At 70.2% G+C, this 20526-nt stretch carries 19 protein-coding genes and 1 tRNA gene; 10 read left to right on the top strand and 10 right to left on the bottom strand.

Translation table 11 applies throughout. The features are described from left to right. The first annotated feature begins 1 nt into the window (after position 1). Together ACFVWL_RS02965 and ACFVWL_RS02960 are read left to right on the top strand one after the other, a co-directional pair. On the top strand, positions 2–292 hold the full coding sequence (locus ACFVWL_RS02965) for a DUF4287 domain-containing protein (protein ID WP_387178267.1): 291 nt from the start codon (positions 2–4) through the stop codon (positions 290–292). Positions 293–343: 51 nt separating this feature from the next. After that, positions 344–1318 (top strand): 1,4-dihydroxy-2-naphthoate polyprenyltransferase, encoded by a 975-nt coding sequence (locus ACFVWL_RS02960; RefSeq protein ID WP_387178264.1) that lies wholly within the window; start codon positions 344–346, stop codon positions 1316–1318. Between the two features lie 15 nt (positions 1319–1333). Here the strand turns inward: ACFVWL_RS02960 and ACFVWL_RS02955 are convergent, their stop codons facing one another. After that, positions 1334–1639 (bottom strand): DUF4229 domain-containing protein, encoded by a 306-nt coding sequence (locus ACFVWL_RS02955; RefSeq protein ID WP_387178261.1) that lies wholly within the window; start codon positions 1637–1639, stop codon positions 1334–1336. Positions 1640–1648: 9 nt separating this feature from the next. Beyond that, on the bottom strand, positions 1649–2584 hold the full coding sequence (locus ACFVWL_RS02950; protein ID WP_387178258.1) for a hypothetical protein: 936 nt from the start codon (positions 2582–2584) through the stop codon (positions 1649–1651). Between the two features lie 394 nt (positions 2585–2978). On the opposite strand from ACFVWL_RS02950, the gene ACFVWL_RS02945 reads away from it, so the two are divergent. The 5 genes from ACFVWL_RS02945 to ACFVWL_RS02925 all read left to right on the top strand — a co-directional run bounded on the left by ACFVWL_RS02945 (position 2979) and on the right by ACFVWL_RS02925 (position 8864). Beyond that, positions 2979–3959 carry a glycosyltransferase family 2 protein gene (locus ACFVWL_RS02945; RefSeq protein ID WP_387178256.1) on the top strand — a complete coding sequence of 327 codons (981 nt, stop codon included), beginning with the start codon at positions 2979–2981 and terminating at the stop codon, positions 3957–3959. After that, positions 3956–5314: a polysialyltransferase family glycosyltransferase gene (locus ACFVWL_RS02940; RefSeq protein ID WP_387178253.1), complete on the top strand. Its 1359-nt coding sequence runs from the start codon at positions 3956–3958 to the stop codon at positions 5312–5314. The genes ACFVWL_RS02945 and ACFVWL_RS02940 overlap by 4 nt, the downstream gene beginning before the upstream one ends. A gap of 38 nt (positions 5315–5352) precedes the next feature. After that, a complete protein-coding gene (locus tag ACFVWL_RS02935) occupies positions 5353–6513 on the top strand; it encodes a cytidylyltransferase domain-containing protein (protein ID WP_387178250.1) in 1161 nt (386 codons plus the stop codon). A 93-nt stretch (positions 6514–6606) separates the two neighbouring features. Next, complete coding sequence (locus tag ACFVWL_RS02930) at positions 6607–7479, top strand: N-acetylneuraminate synthase family protein (RefSeq protein ID WP_387178247.1); 873 nt, start codon at positions 6607–6609, stop codon at positions 7477–7479. Continuing rightward, on the top strand, positions 7476–8864 hold the full coding sequence (locus tag ACFVWL_RS02925; protein WP_387178245.1) for a DUF6716 putative glycosyltransferase: 1389 nt from the start codon (positions 7476–7478) through the stop codon (positions 8862–8864). The genes ACFVWL_RS02930 and ACFVWL_RS02925 overlap by 4 nt, the downstream gene beginning before the upstream one ends. A gap of 65 nt (positions 8865–8929) precedes the next feature. On the opposite strand, the gene ACFVWL_RS02920 is transcribed toward ACFVWL_RS02925, so the two are convergent. Together ACFVWL_RS02920 and ACFVWL_RS02915 are read right to left on the bottom strand one after the other, a co-directional pair. Then, positions 8930–9709 carry an ABC transporter permease gene (locus ACFVWL_RS02920; protein WP_387178244.1) on the bottom strand — a complete coding sequence of 260 codons (780 nt, stop codon included), beginning with the start codon at positions 9707–9709 and terminating at the stop codon, positions 8930–8932. After that, entirely contained in the window at positions 9706–10761 is a 1056-nt protein-coding gene (locus tag ACFVWL_RS02915; RefSeq protein WP_387178241.1) for an ABC transporter ATP-binding protein, read from the bottom strand. Before ACFVWL_RS02915 ends, ACFVWL_RS02920 begins: the two co-directional genes overlap by 4 nt. A gap of 63 nt (positions 10762–10824) precedes the next feature. On the opposite strand from ACFVWL_RS02915, the gene ACFVWL_RS02910 reads away from it, so the two are divergent. From ACFVWL_RS02910 to ACFVWL_RS02900, 3 genes are all read left to right on the top strand, one after another. Beyond that, the gene (locus ACFVWL_RS02910; protein ID WP_387178238.1) at positions 10825–11811 is read left to right on the top strand and encodes a helix-turn-helix transcriptional regulator; all 987 of its coding nucleotides are present in this window, start codon (positions 10825–10827) and stop codon (positions 11809–11811) included. A gap of 87 nt (positions 11812–11898) precedes the next feature. Next, positions 11899–11974, top strand: a tRNA-Met gene (locus ACFVWL_RS02905). A gap of 127 nt (positions 11975–12101) precedes the next feature. Continuing rightward, the gene (locus tag ACFVWL_RS02900) at positions 12102–13103 is read left to right on the top strand and encodes a TIGR00341 family protein (protein ID WP_387178236.1); all 1002 of its coding nucleotides are present in this window, start codon (positions 12102–12104) and stop codon (positions 13101–13103) included. Positions 13104–13221: 118 nt separating this feature from the next. Here ACFVWL_RS02900 and ACFVWL_RS02895 read toward each other — a convergent pair whose 3' ends face one another. From ACFVWL_RS02895 to ACFVWL_RS02870, 6 genes are read right to left on the bottom strand one after another with little or no spacing between them, the layout of a single operon-like run. Next, positions 13222–14112, bottom strand: coding sequence for a siderophore-interacting protein (locus tag ACFVWL_RS02895; RefSeq protein WP_387178234.1), 891 nt, complete (start codon positions 14110–14112; stop codon positions 13222–13224). Then, the gene (locus tag ACFVWL_RS02890) at positions 14109–15920 is read right to left on the bottom strand and encodes an ABC transporter ATP-binding protein (protein WP_387178231.1); all 1812 of its coding nucleotides are present in this window, start codon (positions 15918–15920) and stop codon (positions 14109–14111) included. Before ACFVWL_RS02890 ends, ACFVWL_RS02895 begins: the two co-directional genes overlap by 4 nt. Continuing rightward, positions 15913–17550: an ABC transporter transmembrane domain-containing protein gene (locus ACFVWL_RS02885; protein WP_387178228.1), complete on the bottom strand. Its 1638-nt coding sequence runs from the start codon at positions 17548–17550 to the stop codon at positions 15913–15915. The genes ACFVWL_RS02890 and ACFVWL_RS02885 overlap by 8 nt, the downstream gene beginning before the upstream one ends. Then, positions 17547–18335: an ABC transporter ATP-binding protein gene (locus ACFVWL_RS02880; RefSeq protein WP_387178225.1), complete on the bottom strand. Its 789-nt coding sequence runs from the start codon at positions 18333–18335 to the stop codon at positions 17547–17549. The genes ACFVWL_RS02885 and ACFVWL_RS02880 overlap by 4 nt, the downstream gene beginning before the upstream one ends. A gap of 10 nt (positions 18336–18345) precedes the next feature. Further along, positions 18346–19449, bottom strand: coding sequence for a FecCD family ABC transporter permease (locus ACFVWL_RS02875; RefSeq protein WP_387178222.1), 1104 nt, complete (start codon positions 19447–19449; stop codon positions 18346–18348). Continuing rightward, complete coding sequence (locus tag ACFVWL_RS02870; protein ID WP_387178219.1) at positions 19446–20519, bottom strand: FecCD family ABC transporter permease; 1074 nt, start codon at positions 20517–20519, stop codon at positions 19446–19448. Before ACFVWL_RS02870 ends, ACFVWL_RS02875 begins: the two co-directional genes overlap by 4 nt. Positions 20520–20526 lie beyond the last annotated feature (7 nt).

Genomic DNA, 20526 nt, shown 5'->3' with positions numbered 1-20526 from the left:
CATGTCCTTCCAGGCATACCTCGACAACATCGAGACCAAGACCGGCCTCACCCCGCGGCAGTTCATCGAGCTCGCCACCGAGAAGGGGTTCGACCAGACGACCAAGGCCACGCCCATCGTCGCGTGGCTCAAGGAGGACTACCAGCTCGGTCAGGGGCACGCGATGGCCCTCGTGCACGTGATCACCAAAGGGCCGCAGATCAGCGCCAAGCACGTGGGCACGGGCGGCGCTCACGGCGACCCGTCCGACACGCTGTGGCTCGACGGCAAGGACAGCAACCCGAACTCCTGATCCGTCGTCGCGCTGAGGTCGGGCATCGCCCCGGCCAGTAGGATTCCCTGCGTGGCAGCATCCTCCCAGCGCAAGAAGAAGACCCCGACCGCGAAGCGCACCCCGGTCCGCACGAGTGGCAACCCGGCGAAGCGTCCGGCGGTCGAAGCGGGACCGGTGACGGCGTCGGACTGGATCGGGGCCGCCCGGCTGCGCACCCTTCCCCTCGCGATCGCACCGGTCGTGATCGGCACGGGTGCCGCGCGCAGCACCGGGCCCGAGTTCCACTGGGTGATCGCGCTCGCGTGCCTCGCCGTCGCGGTGCTGCTGCAGATCGGTGTGAACTTCACGAACGACTACAGCGACGGTGTGCGCGGCACCGATGCCCATCGGGTCGGGCCCGCACGCCTGACGGCATCCGGACGGGTGCGGCCGCGCACCGTCCTCATCATCGGAATGGTGTTCTTCGCGCTCGCCGCCCTCGTGGGTCTGGCGATCGTCGTGCGCACCGGGCAGTGGTGGATGCTCGCGGTCGGCGCAGCCTGCATCGTCGCCGCGTGGTTCTACACCGGCGGCAAGCGGCCTTACGGCTACTACGGCTTCGGCGAAGTCTTCGTGTTCGTGTTCTTCGGGCTCGTCGCCACGCTCGGCACGACCTGGGTGCAGATCTTCGCTTTGCCGCAGCAGGCGTGGCTCGGCGCGATCGCGACCGGCCTGTTCGCGTGCGCCGTGCTGCTCGCCAACAACCTGCGCGACATCGACCAGGACCGCGAGGTCGGCAAGCGCACCCTGACGGTGCTGATCGGGCGCAGGGCGACCCAGGTGCTGTTCACGCTCTTCGTGCTCGCGCCATTCGGCATCGCCGCGTTCCTGGCCCTGGCGTTCCCGATCGCCTGGATCTCCCTGCTGGCGCTGCTCGCGGGGCTCCCGGCCATCGCGATCGTCTGGTCGTACCGTCAGCCGAAGGAGCTGGTGACCGCACTCGCGCTCACGTCGTTGACATCTCTGCTCTACGCCGGCGCTCTCTTCTGGGCTTTCGTCGGCTGAGCGCAGCCGGGGCGCTCAGGCCTTGGCGTCGCCGTCGATCGGGTCATTCGAGGCGTCGATCGCCTCATCCTCGGCGTCTGCGTCGGCCTGTCCGCCGGAGGCCCGGCTCTCGCGGCGCTCGTGCAATCGAGTGGAGGCGTCGGTGAGGGGCGTGCGCAGGAACAGCATCGAGATGCTCATGCCGATCAGCGCGGCGAAGATCGCGGCGAGCCACCAGAACTCCCGGAAGATCGGGAAGAAGATCCAGAGGATGGCGAGGGGGACGAGGAACGCCAGCAGCCGCAGCACGGTGTAGACGAGGAAAGGCGCGGGCTTCTTCACCCCTCCAGTCTACGTTCGTCGCGAAGAGCCGCCGTCGCCGGAGCCGGTGCCGTCTGGGATGCCGAGTCGAGCGAAGGGGATGCCGCGCACCACGCGTCGCCAGGGGTGCTCTCCCAGCGACCACAGCAGCCCGGCCTCGAGGTCGAGAGCCAGGTCCTCGCATCCGACGGGCAGAGGAACGGGATCCGGGTTCAGCGCCTCACGACGACCGCTCCACAGCGTGCCGGGGTGCATGCGGTCGGACTGCGACACGAAATGGTGTTCGCCCCAGCGGACGGCGCCCTGCATCCGCTTGATGCCGGGAGTGAAGCGGTCGACCTCGGTGAAGTCGCCGTCGGTGCCGTCGGGGATGGCGAACTCGCCGATCCGTCCGCTCTCATCCGTGCGGTGCTCGCCGATGAGGACGCGCGAGAGAGAAGCGCCGTCCTCATCGAACACGCGGCCGAGGTACGAGCAGCGCAGGGCGATCGGATGCACGCGGGTGCGCACTGCGATGAGGGCGGTGCTGCGTCCGCCGCGACGGTGTGTCCCCGCGAGTCGTTGTGCGAGTGCACCGCGCACTGTGCGGATGTCGGAGAGATCGAACTCCCAGATGCCTCGCCCCGTCGCTGCCGCGAACATCCGATCGCCGAACCACGCGAGCCCGCCGGCATGGATCCGCGCCGGCTGCAGCTCGCCCTCGTCGTCGGTGACCGCGAGGAGGACGTCGATGTGACGCGAGCGCTCCAGGTCGACGAGCGTCACTCGGGAGGCGAGGTGCTCTCCGGTGAGCTGCTGCCGGAACCAGCTCACGGCCAGAGTGCGTCGCCCGCGCCATTCGCCTACGTCGATGCCCTGCGGGTACCAGCGTCTGGTCCACGTCCTGGCACTGAGCCAGCGCAGGTCGACGGTGTCGCGACGTCGCTGCCGCACAGGGCGCCAGGTCGATCCGAAGGGCCAGAGCATGCTCCCCATCGTCGCCGATGAGACGCGCGGGTGCGAACCGGACAGGCGAGGGGAGCGACTGCTCAGACTTCGCGCAGCCTTCATCACGCTGACATGTATTATGTTACTCGGGCGTCGCGTTCGACTCTGGGGAACGAATGCGACGACGAAGAACGTCTCGGGGGAGTCTGATGGGGGTCAGACGATCCCGTGGCAGGCGGGATCGCAGCTGTGATCCCGCATCCCGAACGTGTCACGTTCGGCAGTGCGATGCACTGGGGGGTGTGGTTCCGTTCGGGTGCGGGACCACACCTCAGTGCCGGTCCACGCGGACACTCGTCGTTCACCTCCGCGTCGCCATCCGGCAACGACCGCCTGGCACCATTCCCGGACACCGTCCGTCTCCGGGAGTCCTGTGCGCACACCCCTCGTCACCGTCATCCTGCCCGCGAAAGACGCCGGGGAGTACATCGGGACGACGCTCGAGACGCTCACCCGGCAGTTCGACGATGCCGGAGCCGTCAAGCTCGTCGCCATCGACGACGGGTCCCGCGACGACACCGGCGCTCTCATGCGGCAGTACGCGGAACGGTTCCCGCACGCCGAGGTGCTCCGGAATCCGACGGCCCGCGGGCTGGCGACGGCGCGCAACCAAGGCCTCCTGCACGTCGAGGGTGATGCCTTCTGCTTCCTCGACGGCGACGACTGGATGCAGCCGAGACGGCTCGAGGTTCTGGTGTCGCGTCTGCGGGAACTCGACTGCGACTTCGTGCGCACCGACCATGTCACGGTGACCGACGGACAGCGGGCGCTCGTTCGCGCACCGCACCCATGGCGCGACCGGGTGACCCCGCCGCGAGAGGCGATCCTGCCCGAGAACGAGTCGACGATGGTCGACTATCCGTATGCCTGGGCGGGGCTCTTCCACCGCAGGATCATCGACGACGGTCTGGCGGCGTTCCCCGAGGGGCTGTTCACGGCGGAGGACCGACCCTGGATCTGGCGCCTGCACCTGCAGGCTCGATCGTTCGCGGTGGTCGATGCGCCCGCCTTGCTCTACCGTCGCGGTGTCGCCACATCGCTCACCCAGGTGCGGGACCGGCGGCAGCTCGACTTCGCGAGGGCGATGAACGAGGTCATCTCGGTGGTCGAGCAAGACCCGGAGGGGGAGCGCTTCCTGCCGAAGGTCGTCTGGACGGCGCTCGCCCTCAGCTCCCACCATCTCGTGCGGGCCCGCCGGATGAGCCCGCAGCTGCGGATGGAGATGCGGGCCGGGATCCGCGACATGCTCCGCCGACTTCCCGCCGACGAGGTGGCCGCAGTCCTCGAGCGCTTCGACGGACCGCGTCGGCGGGTGCTCGCACGCGTCCTCCGACAGGCGGGGCGTGCGGCATGACGCAGATCTTCGCGCTGCACAGCGCCTATGGCCTCGTGACCGCCGCCGCCGCGATCGACGCCGGACTCCTCGACGGCGCCTCGACCGCGTCCGGTGGCGAGCGCCTCCTCGTGCCCTTCACCTCGTCCCGGGCGCCCGAGACGGTGGTCGGGCTCGCGGACGACCCGGTGCTCGGCTCGCTGCGTGCGCGCTTCGACCGCATCGAGCCCCTGGAACACCTGCTGGGGCCGTTGCATCCGAGTGCATGGGAACCGTCCGACGCCGACCTTCCGATGCTCGAGCGGCTGTTCGCCCGCGCGTGGCAACTGGATCCTCGAGATCTCGAACTGTTCGTGCAGAGCCCGCAGGTCGCACCGGCCCGCACGCTGATGGCGCTGTTCCCGCAGGCGCGGATCACGATCGTCGGCGATGGCCTGATGACCTACGCGCCGATGCGGGTGCGGATACCGTATCCCGTCGCCGCGCGCATCGAACGGGTCGTCCATGCCGATGTGGTGCCGGGGGTGCGACCGCTCGTCGCGTCTCCCGGTGCGGAGGTCGTCCCCGTGCCGCCGGAGGCATTCGCCGCGGCCCTGCGGGAGACCGATGCCGGTGCGTCCGTGCCCGTCGACCACGACTCCTCGACGGTGCTCGTGCTCGGCCAATATCTGTCGGCGCTCCGGCTGATGACGGCGGCCGAGGAGATCGATCTGCAGAAGCGCCTGATCGACCGCGCCGCGCAGTGGGGGCCGCAGCGGATCGTGTTCAAGCCGCATCCGGCCGCGCCGCCCCTGGTGACCGCGGCCGTCGAGGCGCGGGCGATCGGGCACGGGGTCGACTTCGTCGAGTATCGCGGGCCGCTCGCGGCCGAACTGCTCGCCGAGCGATTGGACGCGGTGGCGGTCGTCGCCGGGTTCTCCACCGCGTTGCCGACCGTGCAGACCCTCTTCGGGCGGGCCATGGGATCGGCGGGGAACGACACCGTGCTCGCTGCCCTGACGCCGTTCGAGAACAGCAACCGGATTCCCGTGACCCTGGTCGACGCCCTCACGCGCGAGGACTCTCCGTATGCCGATCCCGCTCGTCTGCAGCTGCTGATCGATGCGGTCGGCTACGCCATGCAGCCGGAGATCGCCGGTCACCTGCGCGCCCGTGCCGAGGAGCTGCTGCGCGGCCTCGACGCGGGCGAGCGCGATCGGTACTTCACGCCGCAACGGCTCGCCGAGCTGCGACTGCCCGGTGCGCCGGTCGAGGGCTTCGTGCGTCGAGCGCTGCGTCCTGCCGGGGGAGTGGGCAGGATCGAGGAGTGGCGTCTCCACGCCCTCGGCGCCCGGCGACGTGCCGGGCGGGCCTGGCGGGCGATACGCGGACGATGACGACGACGATGACGACGAGAACGACGAGGATGTGGACGATGGACGAGCAGAAGCCTCTCACGGTGGCGATCATCCCGGCGCGTGGAGGATCGAAGCAGGTGCCGCGCAAGAATCTGCAGCGCGTCGGCGGGGTGCCGCTCGTCGAGCGCGCGGTACGCGCGGCGGCCGCGGCTTCCGGCATCGACCTGGTCGTGGTCTCGACCGACGATGACGAGATCGCGGCGGTGGCGACGGCTGCGGGCGCCCGTGTCATCCGCCGCCCTGCGGAGCTCTCCGGAGACACCGCGACCTCGGAGAGCGCGATCCTGCATGCTCTGGACGATCTCGAGGCACACGGAGACCGGGTCGAGATCGTGGCGTTCCTTCAGGCGACCTCGCCGTTCATCCCGAGTGACGCGCTCGCCGCAGCCGTGGACGAGATCCGTGCCGATCGGGCCGACAGCGTGTTCGCGGCCCACGAGACCTACGGGTTCCTGTGGCGGGAAGGCGAAGACGGCGATGCTGTGGCAATCAATCACGAGGCCGCGCACCGCCCGAGGCGGCAAGACCGCGAGCCGCACCACCTCGAAACCGGAGCCTTCTATGTGTTCCGGGCCGCGGGCTTCCGTGAGAGCAGGCATCGCTTCTTCGGCAGGATCCGGATCGCGGCGGTGCCGGAGTGGACGGCGATCGAGATCGACGACGCGGATCAGCTCAGGGTCGCCCGAGCGCTCGCGGCCCTGCACGAGGTTCCAGCGCCTATCCCGGTGCGTGCGGTCGTCACCGACTTCGACGGGGTGCACACCGATGACACCGCGATCATCGACGCCGACGGCGGTGAACGGGTGCGGGTCAGTCGCGAGGACGGCATGGGGGTGGCACTGCTGCGTCGGGCGGGTGTGCCGCTGCTGATCCTGTCGACCGAGGTCAACCCGGTGGTCCGCGCGCGCGCCGACAAGCTCAGGGTGCCCGTGCTGCACGGCATCGACGACAAGGAGAAGGCGCTGCGCAACTGGGCGCGGGACAACGAGGTGCCGCTCGCCGACATCGCCTACCTCGGCAACGACGTCAACGACCTGCCGGCGATGCGGATCGTGGGGTGGCCGGTCGCGGTGGCGAACGCGCATCCGCGGGTGATCGAAGAGGCCAGAGTCGTGCTGCGCCGTCGGGGTGGGGAGGGCGCCGTGCGGGAGCTGATCGAACGGGTGTTGTCGAGCTGACCGACGCCGGTAACCCGGAGGACTCCCGGCGTTCATCCTCGGCCCGTAGTCAGGAGGGAGGGGTTGCACCAACGCTCGAACACCGGAGGAAACATGACTGTCAGCATCGGCTCACGGGTGATCGGCGGCGGGCGTCCTGCCTACGTCATCGCCGAGATCGGCCTGAACCACAACGGCGATGTCGACATCGCGAAGAAGCTCATCGACGTCGCGGCACGTGCCGGCGCCGACGCCGTGAAGTTCCAGAAGCGCACGCCGGAGATCTCCACACCCGAGCACATGCGCGACGTTCCGCGCGAGACACCCTGGGGTGTGATGAGCTACCTCGACTACCGTCGTCGCGTCGAGTTCGGTCGTGACGAGTACGTCGAGATCGGCGACCACGCCACGATGCTGGGCCTGGACTGGTTCGCCTCGCCGTGGGATGTTCCCAGCGTCGACTTCCTCGAAGAGCTCAATGTCGTGGCGCACAAGGTCGCCTCGGCCAGCCTCACCGACACCGAGTTGCTGGTCGCCCTGCGTGAGACCGGCAAGCCCGTCATCCTCTCCACCGGCATGTCGACCATCGAGCAGATCGACCGGGCTCTCGACACGCTCGGCACCGATCGCGTCGTGCTCATGCACGCGACCTCGACCTACCCGCTGGAGCCCGAGGAGGCGAACCTGCGGGTGATCGCGACCCTGCGCGACCGCTACCCCGGCGTGCCCGTCGGCTACTCGGGGCATGAGCGCGGACTCCAGATCTCCCTCGCCGCCGTGGCGATCGGAGCGGTCGCGGTCGAGCGTCACATCACGCTGGACCGCACGATGTGGGGGTCCGACCACGCGGCATCGCTCGAGCCGACGGGACTGGAGCACCTGGTGCGCGACATCCGCGTGATCGAGCGTGCGACCGGTGACGGCGTCAAGCGGGTGTTCGACAGCGAGCGTGCGCCGATGGCGAAGCTGCGCCGCATCTCGGCATGACAGGGCGCACCGGCATCCGCGTCGTCGCCATCGCGGATGCCGACTCGTTCGTCAAGTGGGCCGCCTCGCTGCTCGGCGCCGTGCCGGGGCTGCGGCCGCATCTGCTGCTCGTGCGCACGCCGCTCACGGCCAGTGTCGAGCAGGAGCGCACGGCTCTCGCCGGCACGACGCTCGGGCCGGACGACGTCACCCGTATCGGGTTCGCGCACGCGGAGGCTTGGCTGGCGGGTCAGCGCCCCGACGTGGTGCTGCTCGCGGGGCGTGGACCGTTCGTGCGGCTGATGGGGCGCGTGATCGAGACGTTGGAGCATCGGCCGGTCACGGTCTCGGGGCTGCCCGGCATGGCGATCCCCGCCCAGCGCGGGGCGCTCGACTACCGGCGTCACACCGACCTGCTGGTGGTGCACTCCCACCGCGAGGTGCGGGCCTTCGAAGAACTCGGCCGCCGGATCGGGGTGCAGACGCCGGTGGCGCTCGCGACGCTCCCGTTCGCCCGGCGGAGGCAGCGGATGCTGCGCCCGGAGCGCATCGGAATCGAGGCGGCTGTTGCGCGGCGTGGGGGCGTCGCGGTCGCCGAGCGCCCGGTGCAGAGCCTGCCGGTGCGGCCGCCGGCCACGGACATCGTCTTCGCCGCGCAAGCGCTCGTTCCCGTCGCGAGAGAGGAGCGTGCCGAGATCGCAGCCATGCTCGTGCGGGCGGCCGAGGCCGAGCCGGGGCGCCGTGTGGTGGTGAAACTGCGGTCGCGGCCGGGGGAGTCGGAGACGCACCTCGAACGCGAGCCGTATGCAGGGCTGCTGCCGTCGCGCCTTCCGAAGAACCTCGTCTTCTCCTACGACTCGATGAGCACGGCGCTGGAGACGGCCGCGGGTCTCGTCACAGTGAGCTCGACGGCCGCGATCGAGGCCACGGCCCTCGGTGTGCCCGTGATCGCGCTCGACTCGTTCGGGGTGAGCAAAAGCCTGCTGAACACGGTGTTCGTGGGAAGCGGACTGCTCGGCGGTCGCAGCGAGGTCGTGGCCGGGCGCTTCCGGCATCCGCATCCCGAGTGGCTGCGCGACAACTACTTCCACCCCGAAGGCGAGTCGACGTGGTGGGAGCGGGTCGAGCAGCTCGTGGCGCTGCGACGCTCCGGGGCCCTGCCCGCCCGGCGAGTGCCTGCGGCCCGAGGCGGTTCCCTGCATGAGGCCTGGCACCGGGCGAGCGTGCTCGGTGCGGAGGACGGCACGGTACAGGGGGCCGTGGCGCTCGCGGTGGGCGCTCCGACGACGCGGGCGCTCTCGGCGCTGCGTCGACGCCGAGAGCCGTCCGACGGCGGCACGTGGGCGGATGCCTCGACCGACTACACGCTCGAGCCCAACCCCTTCGACGATTCCCTCCGCCGCTGAGTGGACGCTTCGATGGTGCGCCGCTGCGTCTGGGCTTTCGACCCAGCGGCGCACCTCTGCAGAGCTCAGCTGCTGCGACGGATCGCACGTACTCCGACGATCAGGCCGAGCGCAGCGACAGCGAGCGCCGATACCCAGCCCCACAGCACGGTCGCGTCTCCCAGATCTCCGGCGAACAGCGCGCGCTCGGCCTGAACCACCCAGTTCACCGGGTTGACCGCGGCGACGACCCGCATCCAGTCGGGGGCTGCGTCCAGCGGCAGCAGCATGCCGGAGAGGATCAGCAGCGGGAAGATCAGCGACTGCTGCACTCCCCAGAACAGCCACTCCCGGTCCTTCGTCGCCAGCGCCAGCGAGTACGACAGCGAGCCGAGGCCCACCCCGAACACGGCCAGCAGCGCGAGCCCGATGAGGAGGCCGGGGATGTCGGCCGCGAACCCGAACGGCCAGGCGATCAGCACGATCACGAGCGCTTGCACGACGATCGGCGCGATCTCCTTGAGTGCGCGTCCGACCAGCAGCGAAGAACGGGCGAGCGGGGCGACCAGGGTGCGCTCGTGCGAGCCGGTCATCATCTCGTACTGCAGGTTCGACCCGGTCGACCCGGTGCCGAACAGCACGATCATCACCAGCACACCCGGCACGAACCAGGCGAGCGTCTCGCCGGCCGGTTGCCCTGAGTCGCCGATCAGCAGGGGCGCGAACAGTCCGAGGAAGATGAGCGGCTGCAGCAGGCTGAAGATCAGGGTGAACGGATCGCGGAGCACGGGCTTGAGCTCGCGCGTGAGCACATTCCGGGTGTCGCGCGCGAGGTTCGGACGCACGAGCGTGTCGTTGGTGGTCATGAGAGGACTCCTGTCGTGCTGTTCTCGGAAGCGGTGCGGGTGTCGGCAGGGGTGGCGGATTCGGATGCCTCGCCCGCGGCATCCGCTCCCTCCCCGGCTTCGCGCAGCGTGCGTCCGGTGAGGGCGAGGAAGACGTCGTCGAGCGTGGGCGGAACCCCGGTCGCGCGACGGACGAGGATGCCCGCGGCGTCGAGCTCGCGCACGATCACGGGCAGCAGTCGGTCGCCGTCCTGCACCGCGACCGAGACCGAGGCGTCATCGACGGCGACCTCGGCGGAACTGAGCCGGGCGACCACGGCGCGGGCGCTCGCCGCCTCGGCGGCATCCGCGAATCCGAAGGTCAGCACGTCGCCGGCGAGCGTCGCCTTGAGGGAGGCGGCGTCGTCGTCGGCGATGATGCGGCCCTTGTCCATGACCATCACGCGTTCGGCGTAGCGGTCGGCCTCTTCCAGGTAGTGCGTGGTGAGGAAGACCGTGGTGCCGTGCTGGGTACGCAGGTCGAGGATGTGCTCCCAGAGGTTCGCCCTGCTCTGCGGGTCGAGTCCGGTGGAGGGCTCGTCGAGGAAGATCAGGGGCGGCGCGTGCATGAGCCCGAGCGCGATGTCGAGGCGGCGCTTCTGCCCGCCGCTGAGCTGTTGCACGCTGCGCGTCGCGAAGGATGCGAGGTCGAGCGACTCGATGAGCTCGTCGGCCCGCCGTGCGCTGTCCCGCCGGGACATCCCGTAGAACGCGCCCTGACTCAGCAGCTCGTCACGCACCCGCTGCGAGAAGCTGCCGCTCGTCAGCTGTCCGACGTAGCCGATGCGGGCGCGCACCCCTGCCGCGTCGGTGCGGATGTCGTGCCCGACGACCTTCGCGCGCCCCGAGGTGGGCGGGATGAGGGTGGTGAGCATCCGCAGCGTGGTCGACTTGCCGGCGCCGTTCGGTCCGAGGAAGGCGACGAGCTCGCCGCGCACGGCGGTGAAGGAGACGTCGGTCACGGCATGCACCGGCGTCTTCTTGACGGTGAAGACCTTGGTCAGGCCTTCGGTCTCGATGAGGGATTCGTTCATGTGAGTGAGCGTAGAAACAGATGCGGACAGATCCTGTCCGCATCGTCTGGCAATCTGAGACGCATGACCGACACCACGTCTCGCGCACTCGCTCTGCTCAATCTGCTGCAGACGCACCGGCACTGGCCGGGGATCGAGCTCGCCACCCGGCTGGGGGTGACCGAGCGCACCGTGCGCCGCGACGTCGACCGGCTGCGCGAGCTCGGCTACCGCGTGGAGTCGACCCCGGGTGTGGCCGGCGGCTATCGACTGGAGGCCGGGAGCGCCGTGCCACCGTTGTTGCTCAACGACGATGAGGCCGTGACCATGGCGATCGGACTGCGCGTCGCTGCGACCCAGCAGCTGGTGGGTGGACCCGAGGTCACGCTCACCGCGCTCGCGAAGCTCGAGCAGGTGCTGCCGTCGGCGCTGAGGCAGCGGGTGAATGCACTCGCCGCGTCGGTCCAGGCACCGCGCATCGGCGACGGCCCGGTCGTCTCGCCGGAAGTGCTCGGGGAGATCGCGCTCGCCACGCGCGACACCGAGCGACTGCGACTCCGGTATGTCGACGGGGAAGGGCAGGAGAGCGTCCGTCGCGTCGAGCCGCACGCCCTGGCCCCGGCCGGCCGCAAGTGGTTCCTGCTGTGCTGGGACCTCGACCGCGACGACTGGCGCACCTTCCGCGTCGACCGCATCGCCGCCGTCGAGCACACGCGGGTGCTGTTCACACGGCGCGACATCACCGAGGAGGAGATCGAGGAGCGCGTGCTGATCGCCTCGTCGTGGTCGCCGCAGAAGGTCGAGGCGGACGCCGTGATGGAGCTGCCGCTCGCCGAAATGAAGGAGCGTTTCGGGCCCTGGTGGGAGGGCGCGACGCCCGTGGGGGAGGACCGCACGCGGTGGCCGGTCGGTGGTTCCGACTGGCGCGAAGCGATGTACGGACTGCTCTGGATCCCGGAGGGAGTCGAGTACACGGTGGCGCTGGCGGAGCCGCACCGGGCGGAACTCCGCGAGGCCGTCGGGCGGCTGCTGCGCGCCCTCGACGCCCCGCAACCGGATGACGCCCGGTGACGGCGCGGCGTCATCCTCCGACTCATAGGGTTATCCCAGGCAACGGTCCTGGCGGGTCAGATCACGGCCCGGTAACGTCATTCCCATCGCGGCGATCCGGGCGGTCCCGGGCCTCAGTTCATACCTGAAGGCGTTGCGGGTTCGACTCCCGCCGTCGCGTCCACTTCGGTTCATGCGTCTGCACGGAGCCCTCGTCCCGCACGGGTGACGAGACTCTTGCGAGCCGTGATCCGGTGGACCTAGCTTTCGGCTATGACGATCGCACGCGGCGCACATAGCGGGCCCGAGACATGTCCAAGCTGACGCAGACGCTGATCCCGCGGCCGCAGCGGCTGTCGGCCGAGGCTTTGAACGACGCGCTCGATCTGAGCGCCGGAGACACCCTCAGCAAGCGTTCCGGCTTCCTCCTCATGCTCACGCTCTCGGGCGTGATCGCGATCGCGGGAGTGCTGACCGACTCGACCGCGACCGTGATCGGGGCCATGATCATCGCCCCGCTCGGCACGCCGATCCTCGGCATCGCGTGGGGCATCGTCACCGGGCACCTCCGGCTGGTCGTGTCGTCGATCTTGTGGGTGCTCAGCGGGGTCGGCATCGTGATCGCCCTCGGGCTGGTGTTCGCCGTCTTCGTCGCGACCCCCGAGAGCCTTTCCACGAACTCCCAGGTGATCGGACGCACGTCGCCGAGCCTGATGGATCTGATGGCCGCTCTCGCGACGGGGTTCGCCGGCGGCCTCGCGATGTGCCGCAGGGACCTGAGCGCGGTTTTGCCGGGCGTCGCGATCGCGATCTCCCTCGTACCGCCTCTCGGCGTGGTCGGAGTGTGCGCGGGGCAGGGGCAGTGGCCGGCGGCGCTCGGGGCGCTGGTGCTGTTCCTCTCGAACGTGTTCGCGCTCGTGATCGCGGGCAGCATCGTGTTCACGATGGCGGGGTACGCGCGGGATCCCGGTTCCTCGCCGACCGCCAATCGACGCCGTGCCTATGCGGTCGTCGCGACTCTGGCTGTCATCATCGCGGTGCCGCTCGCCGCGAACTCGGTCGCCTCGGTCGCGGTCGCCCGCTGGTCGGTCGACATCCAGAACACGACAGCCGACTGGCTCGACGGCGAGACCGACGGGCACATCCACGGCGCGGTGCAATGGAGCGGGCTGACAGCCACGATCTCGCTCACGACCCCGGACGGATCGACCCCGCCGCTCGACGAGCTGCGGGAGGAGATGGCGAAGGCGATCCCCTCCTACATCGGGGTTATCGTCGACGTGGGCCAGGGCACGGAACTCACCGTGCAGTGAGCCTCCGAGCTCGAGCCCGAGTCCGAGCCCGAGTCGCTGCTCCGGTCGCACTTCCCGCCGTCTAAACGCCCCGCGGGCGGCAGCAAGTGCGACCGGAAGCCGAGGTCGGGGCGGAACCTCACAACCCGAGCTGGTCCAGCCGCTCCTCGAAGCGCACCTGCACGTCCTCGGGCTCATCGTCCGTGGACTCTGCCCAGATCGCGTCCAACTCCTTCTGCACCGAGTCGGGCAGGGCGGCGAACTTCTCGTCCCAGGCAGCGACCGGCGTCCAGTAGCCGACGACCTTGAACCGGGTCGCGGGCAGGCCGAGTTCCTTGCGCAGATACTTGCGCACGTCGCGCAGCGCCACGGTCTCGCCGGCCACCCACACGTAGCCCTCGTCGAGCGGGAGCCGGTCGTCGACGATGCCGCGCACGAGCGGCCCGAGCGCGCTGGGTCCGTGGCCGTTGCCGCCGACCACCCAGGTCACCTCGACGTCTGCGCCCGCGTCGAGGGGCACGCGGTCCGCCTCGCTCGGCACTTCGAGCACGACCCGCGTGCGCACGCCCTCCGGGGCCTCAGTGATGATGCGCGCCACGGCCGGAAGCCCGGTGAGGTCGGCGACGAGCACCTGCCACGTGATGCCCTCCGGAGGCGAGTACAGGCCCGTCGGGGAGTTGAACCCGAGCACGTGCCCCGGCTCCGCCCGCGCGGCCCAGGGACCCGCGACTCCTGCCTCGTGGATCACGAAGTCGATGTCGAGTTCACCGGCATCCGGGCGCACGCCGCTGATCGTGTAGGTGCGCATCGGCGCCTCGGGTGCACCCTCGGGCGTCTCCCACCAGTCGCCCGCGGGCACGGGCAGCGAGACGTCCTTCGGGTCGTCGCCGTGCGGGAAGAACACCCGCACGTACTCGTCGCCGATGCCGGTGCTGAGGAAGTCCGCGACCCCCTCGCCGCCGAGCGTGACGCGGACCAGGGTCGGGGTGAGGGTGGTCGTGCTGCTGACGATGCCGCGGTGGATGCTCACGGTGTCTCCGTCTCTGGGTCGGGGTTCTGACCCGTGGGGGTGGGGGAAGGGGCGGGAGGAGTGGTGCGGGTCTGGGCGAGCCAGGAGTCTCGGTACAGCCCGTCGGCGGCGAGCAGCTCCTCGTGCGTGCCGCGCTGCGTCGTCCGACCGTCGGCGAAAACGATGATCTGCTCGGCGGTGACGGCCTGCTGCAGTCGATGCGCGATGAGCAGAGCGGTGCGTCCCTCGCGCAGCGTGGCGATCGCGTCTTCCACGGCTTCGCGGTGATGGAGCCCGACATCGGCGGTGGCCTCGTCGAGGATCACCACATCCGGATCGGCGAGGAACGCCCTGGCGACCGCGAGCTGCTGGATGCGACCCTCATCGAGCGGCGCGACGGGATCAGCGGATGCGTCCCCCGTCCTCTCCTCGCGGACCATCTCCTCAATCGCCCACTGCGCCCCGACCGCCCGCAGCGCCGCCACCATCTCGTCGTCGCTCGCCTCAGGGGCGACGAGGCGCAGGTTGTCGGCGATCGTGCCCCGGAAGTGGTGCAGCTCCTGCGACAGGTAGTACGGGGCCTCCGTGCGGGATGCGAGGTGCACACTGCCCGAGGTCGGCGGATGATGCCCGGCGATCACGCGGGCGAGCGTGCTCTTGCCCGACCCCGACGTGCCGACCAGCGCCGCTGTGGTGCCCGCAGCGACCTGAAGGTTCACGTCGCTGATGCCGCGGCCGGTGGTCGGGTAGCGGAACGTCACGTCCCGCACCTCGATCTCTGCGGATGCCCGGTGCGCGGCGTCAACCTCCGAGGTCTGCGTGGTAGGCGCGGGCGCGAGGTCGATGACGCCGACGAGCCGCGCGAGTCCGATCGCCGCCCGCTGGATGTCATCGAGTCCGAAGATCAGCTGCCCGACCGGGCCGAACAGCCGGTGGAACAGCAACGCGGCGGTGGTGACCGCGCCCACCGTGATCGCGCCGGAGGACTGCAGCAGGAATCCGGCACCGAGGATCGCGGCCAGCCCGACGAGCTCTCCGCCGTTGATCCAGCGGAACAGCCGGTTGGTCACCCGGACGCCCTCGATCTGCATCCGGATCGACGCCTCTGCCCGTTCACGCACACGCTCGAGCGCGTGCTCCTGCTCATTGAAGGCGGTGAGGGTCTCGATGCCCTCGACCGCGTCGAGCACGGCCTGGCTGCGCGCGGCCTCGCGCACCCGCACCTCACGGAACACCACGCGCGACCTGCGCAGGAACGCCCGGGTGCCGAGCACGTAGAACGGAGCGGAGACCAGCCCTGCGAGCGCGAGCCAGGGGTCGAGTGCGGTCAGCGCGACCACCGAGACCCCGATCGCGAACGCTGCCGAGAGCAGGGTGGGGGCGACGTTCCCGCCGGCTTCGGCCACCGCATCGACGTCGCCGGTGACCCGGGAGAGCAGGTCGGCGCTCTCGCCGTCGTCGACCTCGCTCACCGGCAGTCGCATCGCCGAGGCGAACACGTCTTCGCGGAGGGTCGCGAGCATGTCCTGCACCAGCCCGGTCAGCACCCGCACCGCCCACAGCATCACCACGGCGGCGCCGATCGCGCCGAGGCCCGCCCCGGCGACCCAGGCGGCGATGATCGCGAATCCGGCGTCGGACGAGACCGCGTCGACAATGCGTCCCAGGCACGTCGGCATAACGATGCCCAGGGCGGATGCGGCGAGGAAGAGCGCGGCGACAGCCGCCGTGCGACCGGGATGCTGCCGCAGCAGTGCGCCGACGACGTCGCGCACCCGTGCGCTGGAGGCGATCGGCAGCAGGGTCGTGGTCGGGCTCGACTCATGCATGGTGCGCATCCGATCGTTCGGAGGGGAGGTCGATGATCCGATCGCAGGCGGCGAGAAGCACCGGCGAGGTGGTGATCACGACCACCGTCTCCGTGTGCTCCGCGAGGGCGCGGGCGATGTGCGCCTCGGTGATGGCATCGACAGCCGAGGTCGGCTCGTCGAGCACCAGCACATCGGCATCCGCATGCAGGGCGCGGGCGATGCCGATGCGCTGCCGCTGCCCGCCCGAGAGGCGGCGGCCGGCTTCACCGACCTGTGATTCCCACCCGCCGACCTGCACCACGGTGTCGTGCAGCGCTGCCATCTCGATGAAGGGCGGGTGCGCGGGCTCCTCCACGCCGTGACCGCGCACCGCCTCGCGCAGGGACCCGCTCACGATCGTCTGTCCGTGGGGAGGGGCGATGACCCGGCGCCGGTACTCCACCGGGTCGAGGTCCGTCAGGTCGCGGAGCTCTCCCTCGACCGCGAGCGCGACCCGGCCGCGATCGACCCGGGTGCGCAGACCCAGCAGACGCGAGAGGGCACGTGCCGAGTCGCTGTCAGCGGGACGGATGCCCAGCAGCTCCCGTCCCCGCACCTCAACCGGATCCGCGGAGGACCCCGCGCGGAAGGTCAGCACGACATCACCGGCCGGTTCTGCCGGAGCAGAAGAGGCGGGTGGCGCATCGAGCAGGTCGTCGGCGTCGATCACCTCGGCGAGCCTCTTGGCCGAGGCGAGCTTGTGGATCCAGTTCGAGGGGAACGAGCCGGCGTACGCCAGGTAGCCGCTGATGAACTGGGCGAGCCCGAGTACCGTGACCAGCTCGCCGATGCTGATGCGGCCCTCGGCGGCGAACCATGCCGACATCCCCGCGAGCGCGGTGGTGGCGACCGCAGCCAGCGTGCCGCTGACGGCTTCATACGAGGCGAGTGAACGACCGGCCGCCGTGGCCGCCCGACGAGAGGCATCACTCGCGGCGACGTACCTGCGCACAGCCTCTTCGCGCGCACCGATGCCGACCAGCACCCGGAATCCGCTCATGAAGTCGGCGGCGACCGCCCCAGCCTCGGTCGCCGCGTGCTGCTCGGCGAACCCGCGGAGTTCGAGCGGGCGTGAGACGACCTGCATCACGAACATCATGGCGATGGTCGAGCCGAACACGACGATGGTCGCGACGGGCGAGATCACCAGCATCGCCAACCCCGCGCCGAGGATCGCGGCGATCGTGGAGCACTGCTGCGCCACCGACCAGGCGACTCCGGCGACCCGGTAGGTGTCGGAGGTGACGAAGGTGAGGGCCTCGCCGGGGGTCACCGTGCGGCGGGAGAGCCGAGGGCGCAGCATCCGCGAGAGGGTGAGGTGGCGCAGGGCCTGCTCGCCGTATCCGTAGATCGACACCATCAGCCGCGAGGCAGACTGGTAGCTCGCGGTCAGCACGAGGAATGTGCCCACCAGCACACCGAGCCAGAGCGCGAGCGCCGCGGGGTCGGCGGGGAGCACCGCGCGGTCGATCGTCGCCCCGATGATGACCGGGATCGTCGCCTCGGCCAGTGCGTGCACGATGAGCAGCGCGGTGGCCGCGGCGAGGGCGATCCCGCGGCCCTCGGACTTCAGAGCGATCCCGAACAGCCTTCGCGGTGTGGGCGTCACGTCGTCCGCCGTCCGAGGGGCAGCACCAGCGGAGTTCCCGAGACCGGGTCGGTGATGACCGTGCAGGGCAGGTCGTACACGGCGTGCACGAGTTCGGCCGTGATGATCTCGCGTGGATCGCCCTGCGCCACGATGGCCCCGTCGCGCATCGCCACGAGATGCGTCGCGTAGCGGGCGGCATGGTTGAGGTCGTGCAGTACGGCGACGAGCGTCGTCCCATCGCGGTGCAGGTCGGCGAAGAGCTCCATCAGATCGATCTGGTGCGCGATGTCGAGGAAGGTCGTCGGTTCATCGAGCAGCAGGTGCTTGGTCTGCTGGGCGAGCGCCATGGCCACCCAGACGCGCTGCCGCTGCCCGCCGGAGAGCTCGTCGACCAGACGCCGCGAAAGATCGGTGACCCCGGTGGCGGCCATGGCCTCGGACACCGCGCGCTCGTCAGCGCTGCTCCATGTGCGCATGGCGCTCTGGTGTGGAAAGCGCCCGCGACCGACGAGGTCGGCGACCGTGATGCCGTCGGGGGCGATGGACGACTGCGGGAGCAGGCCCAGCTTGCGGGCGGCCTCCTTCGGCTTGAGCGAACGCAGCTCATCGCCGTCGAGCAGCACGGCGCCCGTGGTCGGGCGCAGCAGCCGGGCGAATCCGCGCAGCAGGGTCGACTTGCCGCACGCGTTCGGTCCGATGATGATCGTGAACGAGTTGTCGGGAACCTCGAGGGTGAGGTCGGAGATGATCGGGGTGTCCCCGTAGCCCAGCGTGATCTCGCGGGCCCGCAGCGAAGCGGTCATGGTGTTCCTTTCAGGTGCGGCGCGCGTACTGGGTGGCGAGCAGCCAGGCGAGATAGAGGCCGCCGACCGACACCGTCACGACGCCGACCGGCACCGCGACGAGCTGAGCGACCGCGTCCGAGACCACCACGAGGGCGGCGCCCGTCAGCATCACGGGCACCGTGCCCATCGGGGTGTTCGAGCGGGTGAGGCGCTGCGAGATCTGCGGGGCCGCGAGGGCGATGAAGGAGATGGGGCCGGCTGCGGCGGTCACCAGCGCGACCAGGGCCACACCGAACACCATCGCCGCGAGGCGGGTGCGACCGGGACGGATGCCGAGAGCGGTCGCCGCGTCGTCGCCCATCTCCAGCACCGGCAGCGTGCGGGCGAGGGGGAGGGACAGCAGCGTCACGATCGCGAACACGATCGCCGCCGGGATCAGCTGGTCGAAGCCGAGCGAGGCGATCGAACCCGCGCCCCACGTCGCCGCCATCATCGCCTTCTCGACGCTGACCGAGATCAGGATCCATGAGGTGAGGGATCCGAGTCCTGCCGAGACGCCGATGCCGACGATGATGAGCCGGAACGACGACATCGTGTTCTTGTTGGCGAGCACGTAGACGAGCACGGCGGTGAACAGGCCGCCGACCAGCGCCCCCGCCGCCTTGAACATGTAGGTGTTCAGCTCGAAGACGATCATCACCAGCGTCACACCGAACTGCGCGCCGATGCCGAAGCCGATGATGTCGGGGGAGCCGAGCGGGTTGCGGGTGAGCGACTGGAAGATGCCGCCGGCGAGGGCGAGCGCTGCACCGCACAGCACCGCGAACAGCACGCGCGGCAGACGCCATTCGAAGACCACCTGGCGGATATCGGGGTCGGAGGCGGGGTCGAAGATCGCCCGGAGGACGGCGGCGAAGTCGACCTCGTAGGCGCCGAGAGTCACGGAGAAGAGGCCCGCTCCGACGATCACGACGACCAGCACGATGCTGACGACCACGGAGCGCACGGGGATGAGTGCGGAGATGCGTGCGGTCTCTATCCGGAACAGGCGTCGCCCGTGATCCACGGGAGTGAATCTGCCCGACGGTGCGGTTGCACTCGGTGCGGTGGTGGGCTTCTGATCGATGCTCACAGTCCGCTCACCCGCTTGCGGCGCACCAACATGATCAGGATCGGGGCGCCGAGGAGCGCGGTGACGATGCCCACGCGCATCTCGCCGTTCGGGAGCGCGATGCGCCCGAGGATGTCGGCGAACAGCAGGAAGGCGGGGCCGATGATCATCGAGTACGCGAGCACCCAGCGCTGATCGGGCCCGGTGAACCAGCGGACGATGTGCGGGATCATGAGCCCGACGAAGGCGATGGGGCCGGCAGCGGCGACGCTGGTTCCCGCCAGCAGGGTGACGGCGATGATGACGAGGATGCGGGTCACGCGCACGCGGGCACCGAGGGCGTGCGCCAGGTCGTCGCCGAGGGCCAGGGCGTTCAGAGACCGCGCGCACAGGAGCCCGATCAGCAGGCCGCTCACGATCAGGGGCACGGCCCAGGTGAGCTGGTCGAGGGTGCGTCCGCCGATCGAGCCGACGCCCCAGAAGCGCATGACCTGGAGGGTGCTGTGGTCACGCAGCACGATCGCGGTGGTGAAGCCGGTGAAGGCCGCGCCGAGGGCGACGCCGGCGAGGGTGAGCTTCATGGGAGTCGCGCCCGAGGCTCCGAACGAGCCCAGCACGTAGACCAGCATGGTGAGGACGAAGGCTCCGCCGAGGGCGAAGGGCACATAGGCACCGGGGGTGGTGAGCCCGAGCACGCCGACCGCGAAGGTGACGGCGAAGGATGCCCCGGCGTTCACACCGAGGATGCCGGGGTCGGCCAGCGGGTTGCGGGTGAAGGCCTGGATCAGGCCGCCGCACACGGCGAGAGCGGCCCCCACGACGATGCCGAGCAGGGTGCGCGGCACGCGCAGCTCCATGACCGTCAGATGCAGCGGGTTCTCGTCGTCGTAGGCGAAGAGGGACTGCAGCACGGTGACGGGATCGATCGCGCGGGCGCCGACGGCGAGCGAGGCGATGGCGGCGACGACCAGCACCGCCACGGCGATGACCAGTCCTGCCACGAGCGTCCCGTTGCGGTGCGGGGAGTCGACTGGACGACTCCCCGCACCCGTGTTCGAGACGTCCGTGCCGTCATCCGTCGCCAGGGACATCTCTCGG

The sequence above is a fragment of the Microbacterium sp. NPDC058269 genome, from assembly GCF_042881445.1.
Lineage (GTDB): Bacteria > Actinomycetota > Actinomycetes > Actinomycetales > Microbacteriaceae > Microbacterium.
The sequence above is the reverse complement of the archived record's forward strand: the minus strand, read 5'-3'. Positions and strand labels throughout refer to the sequence as shown.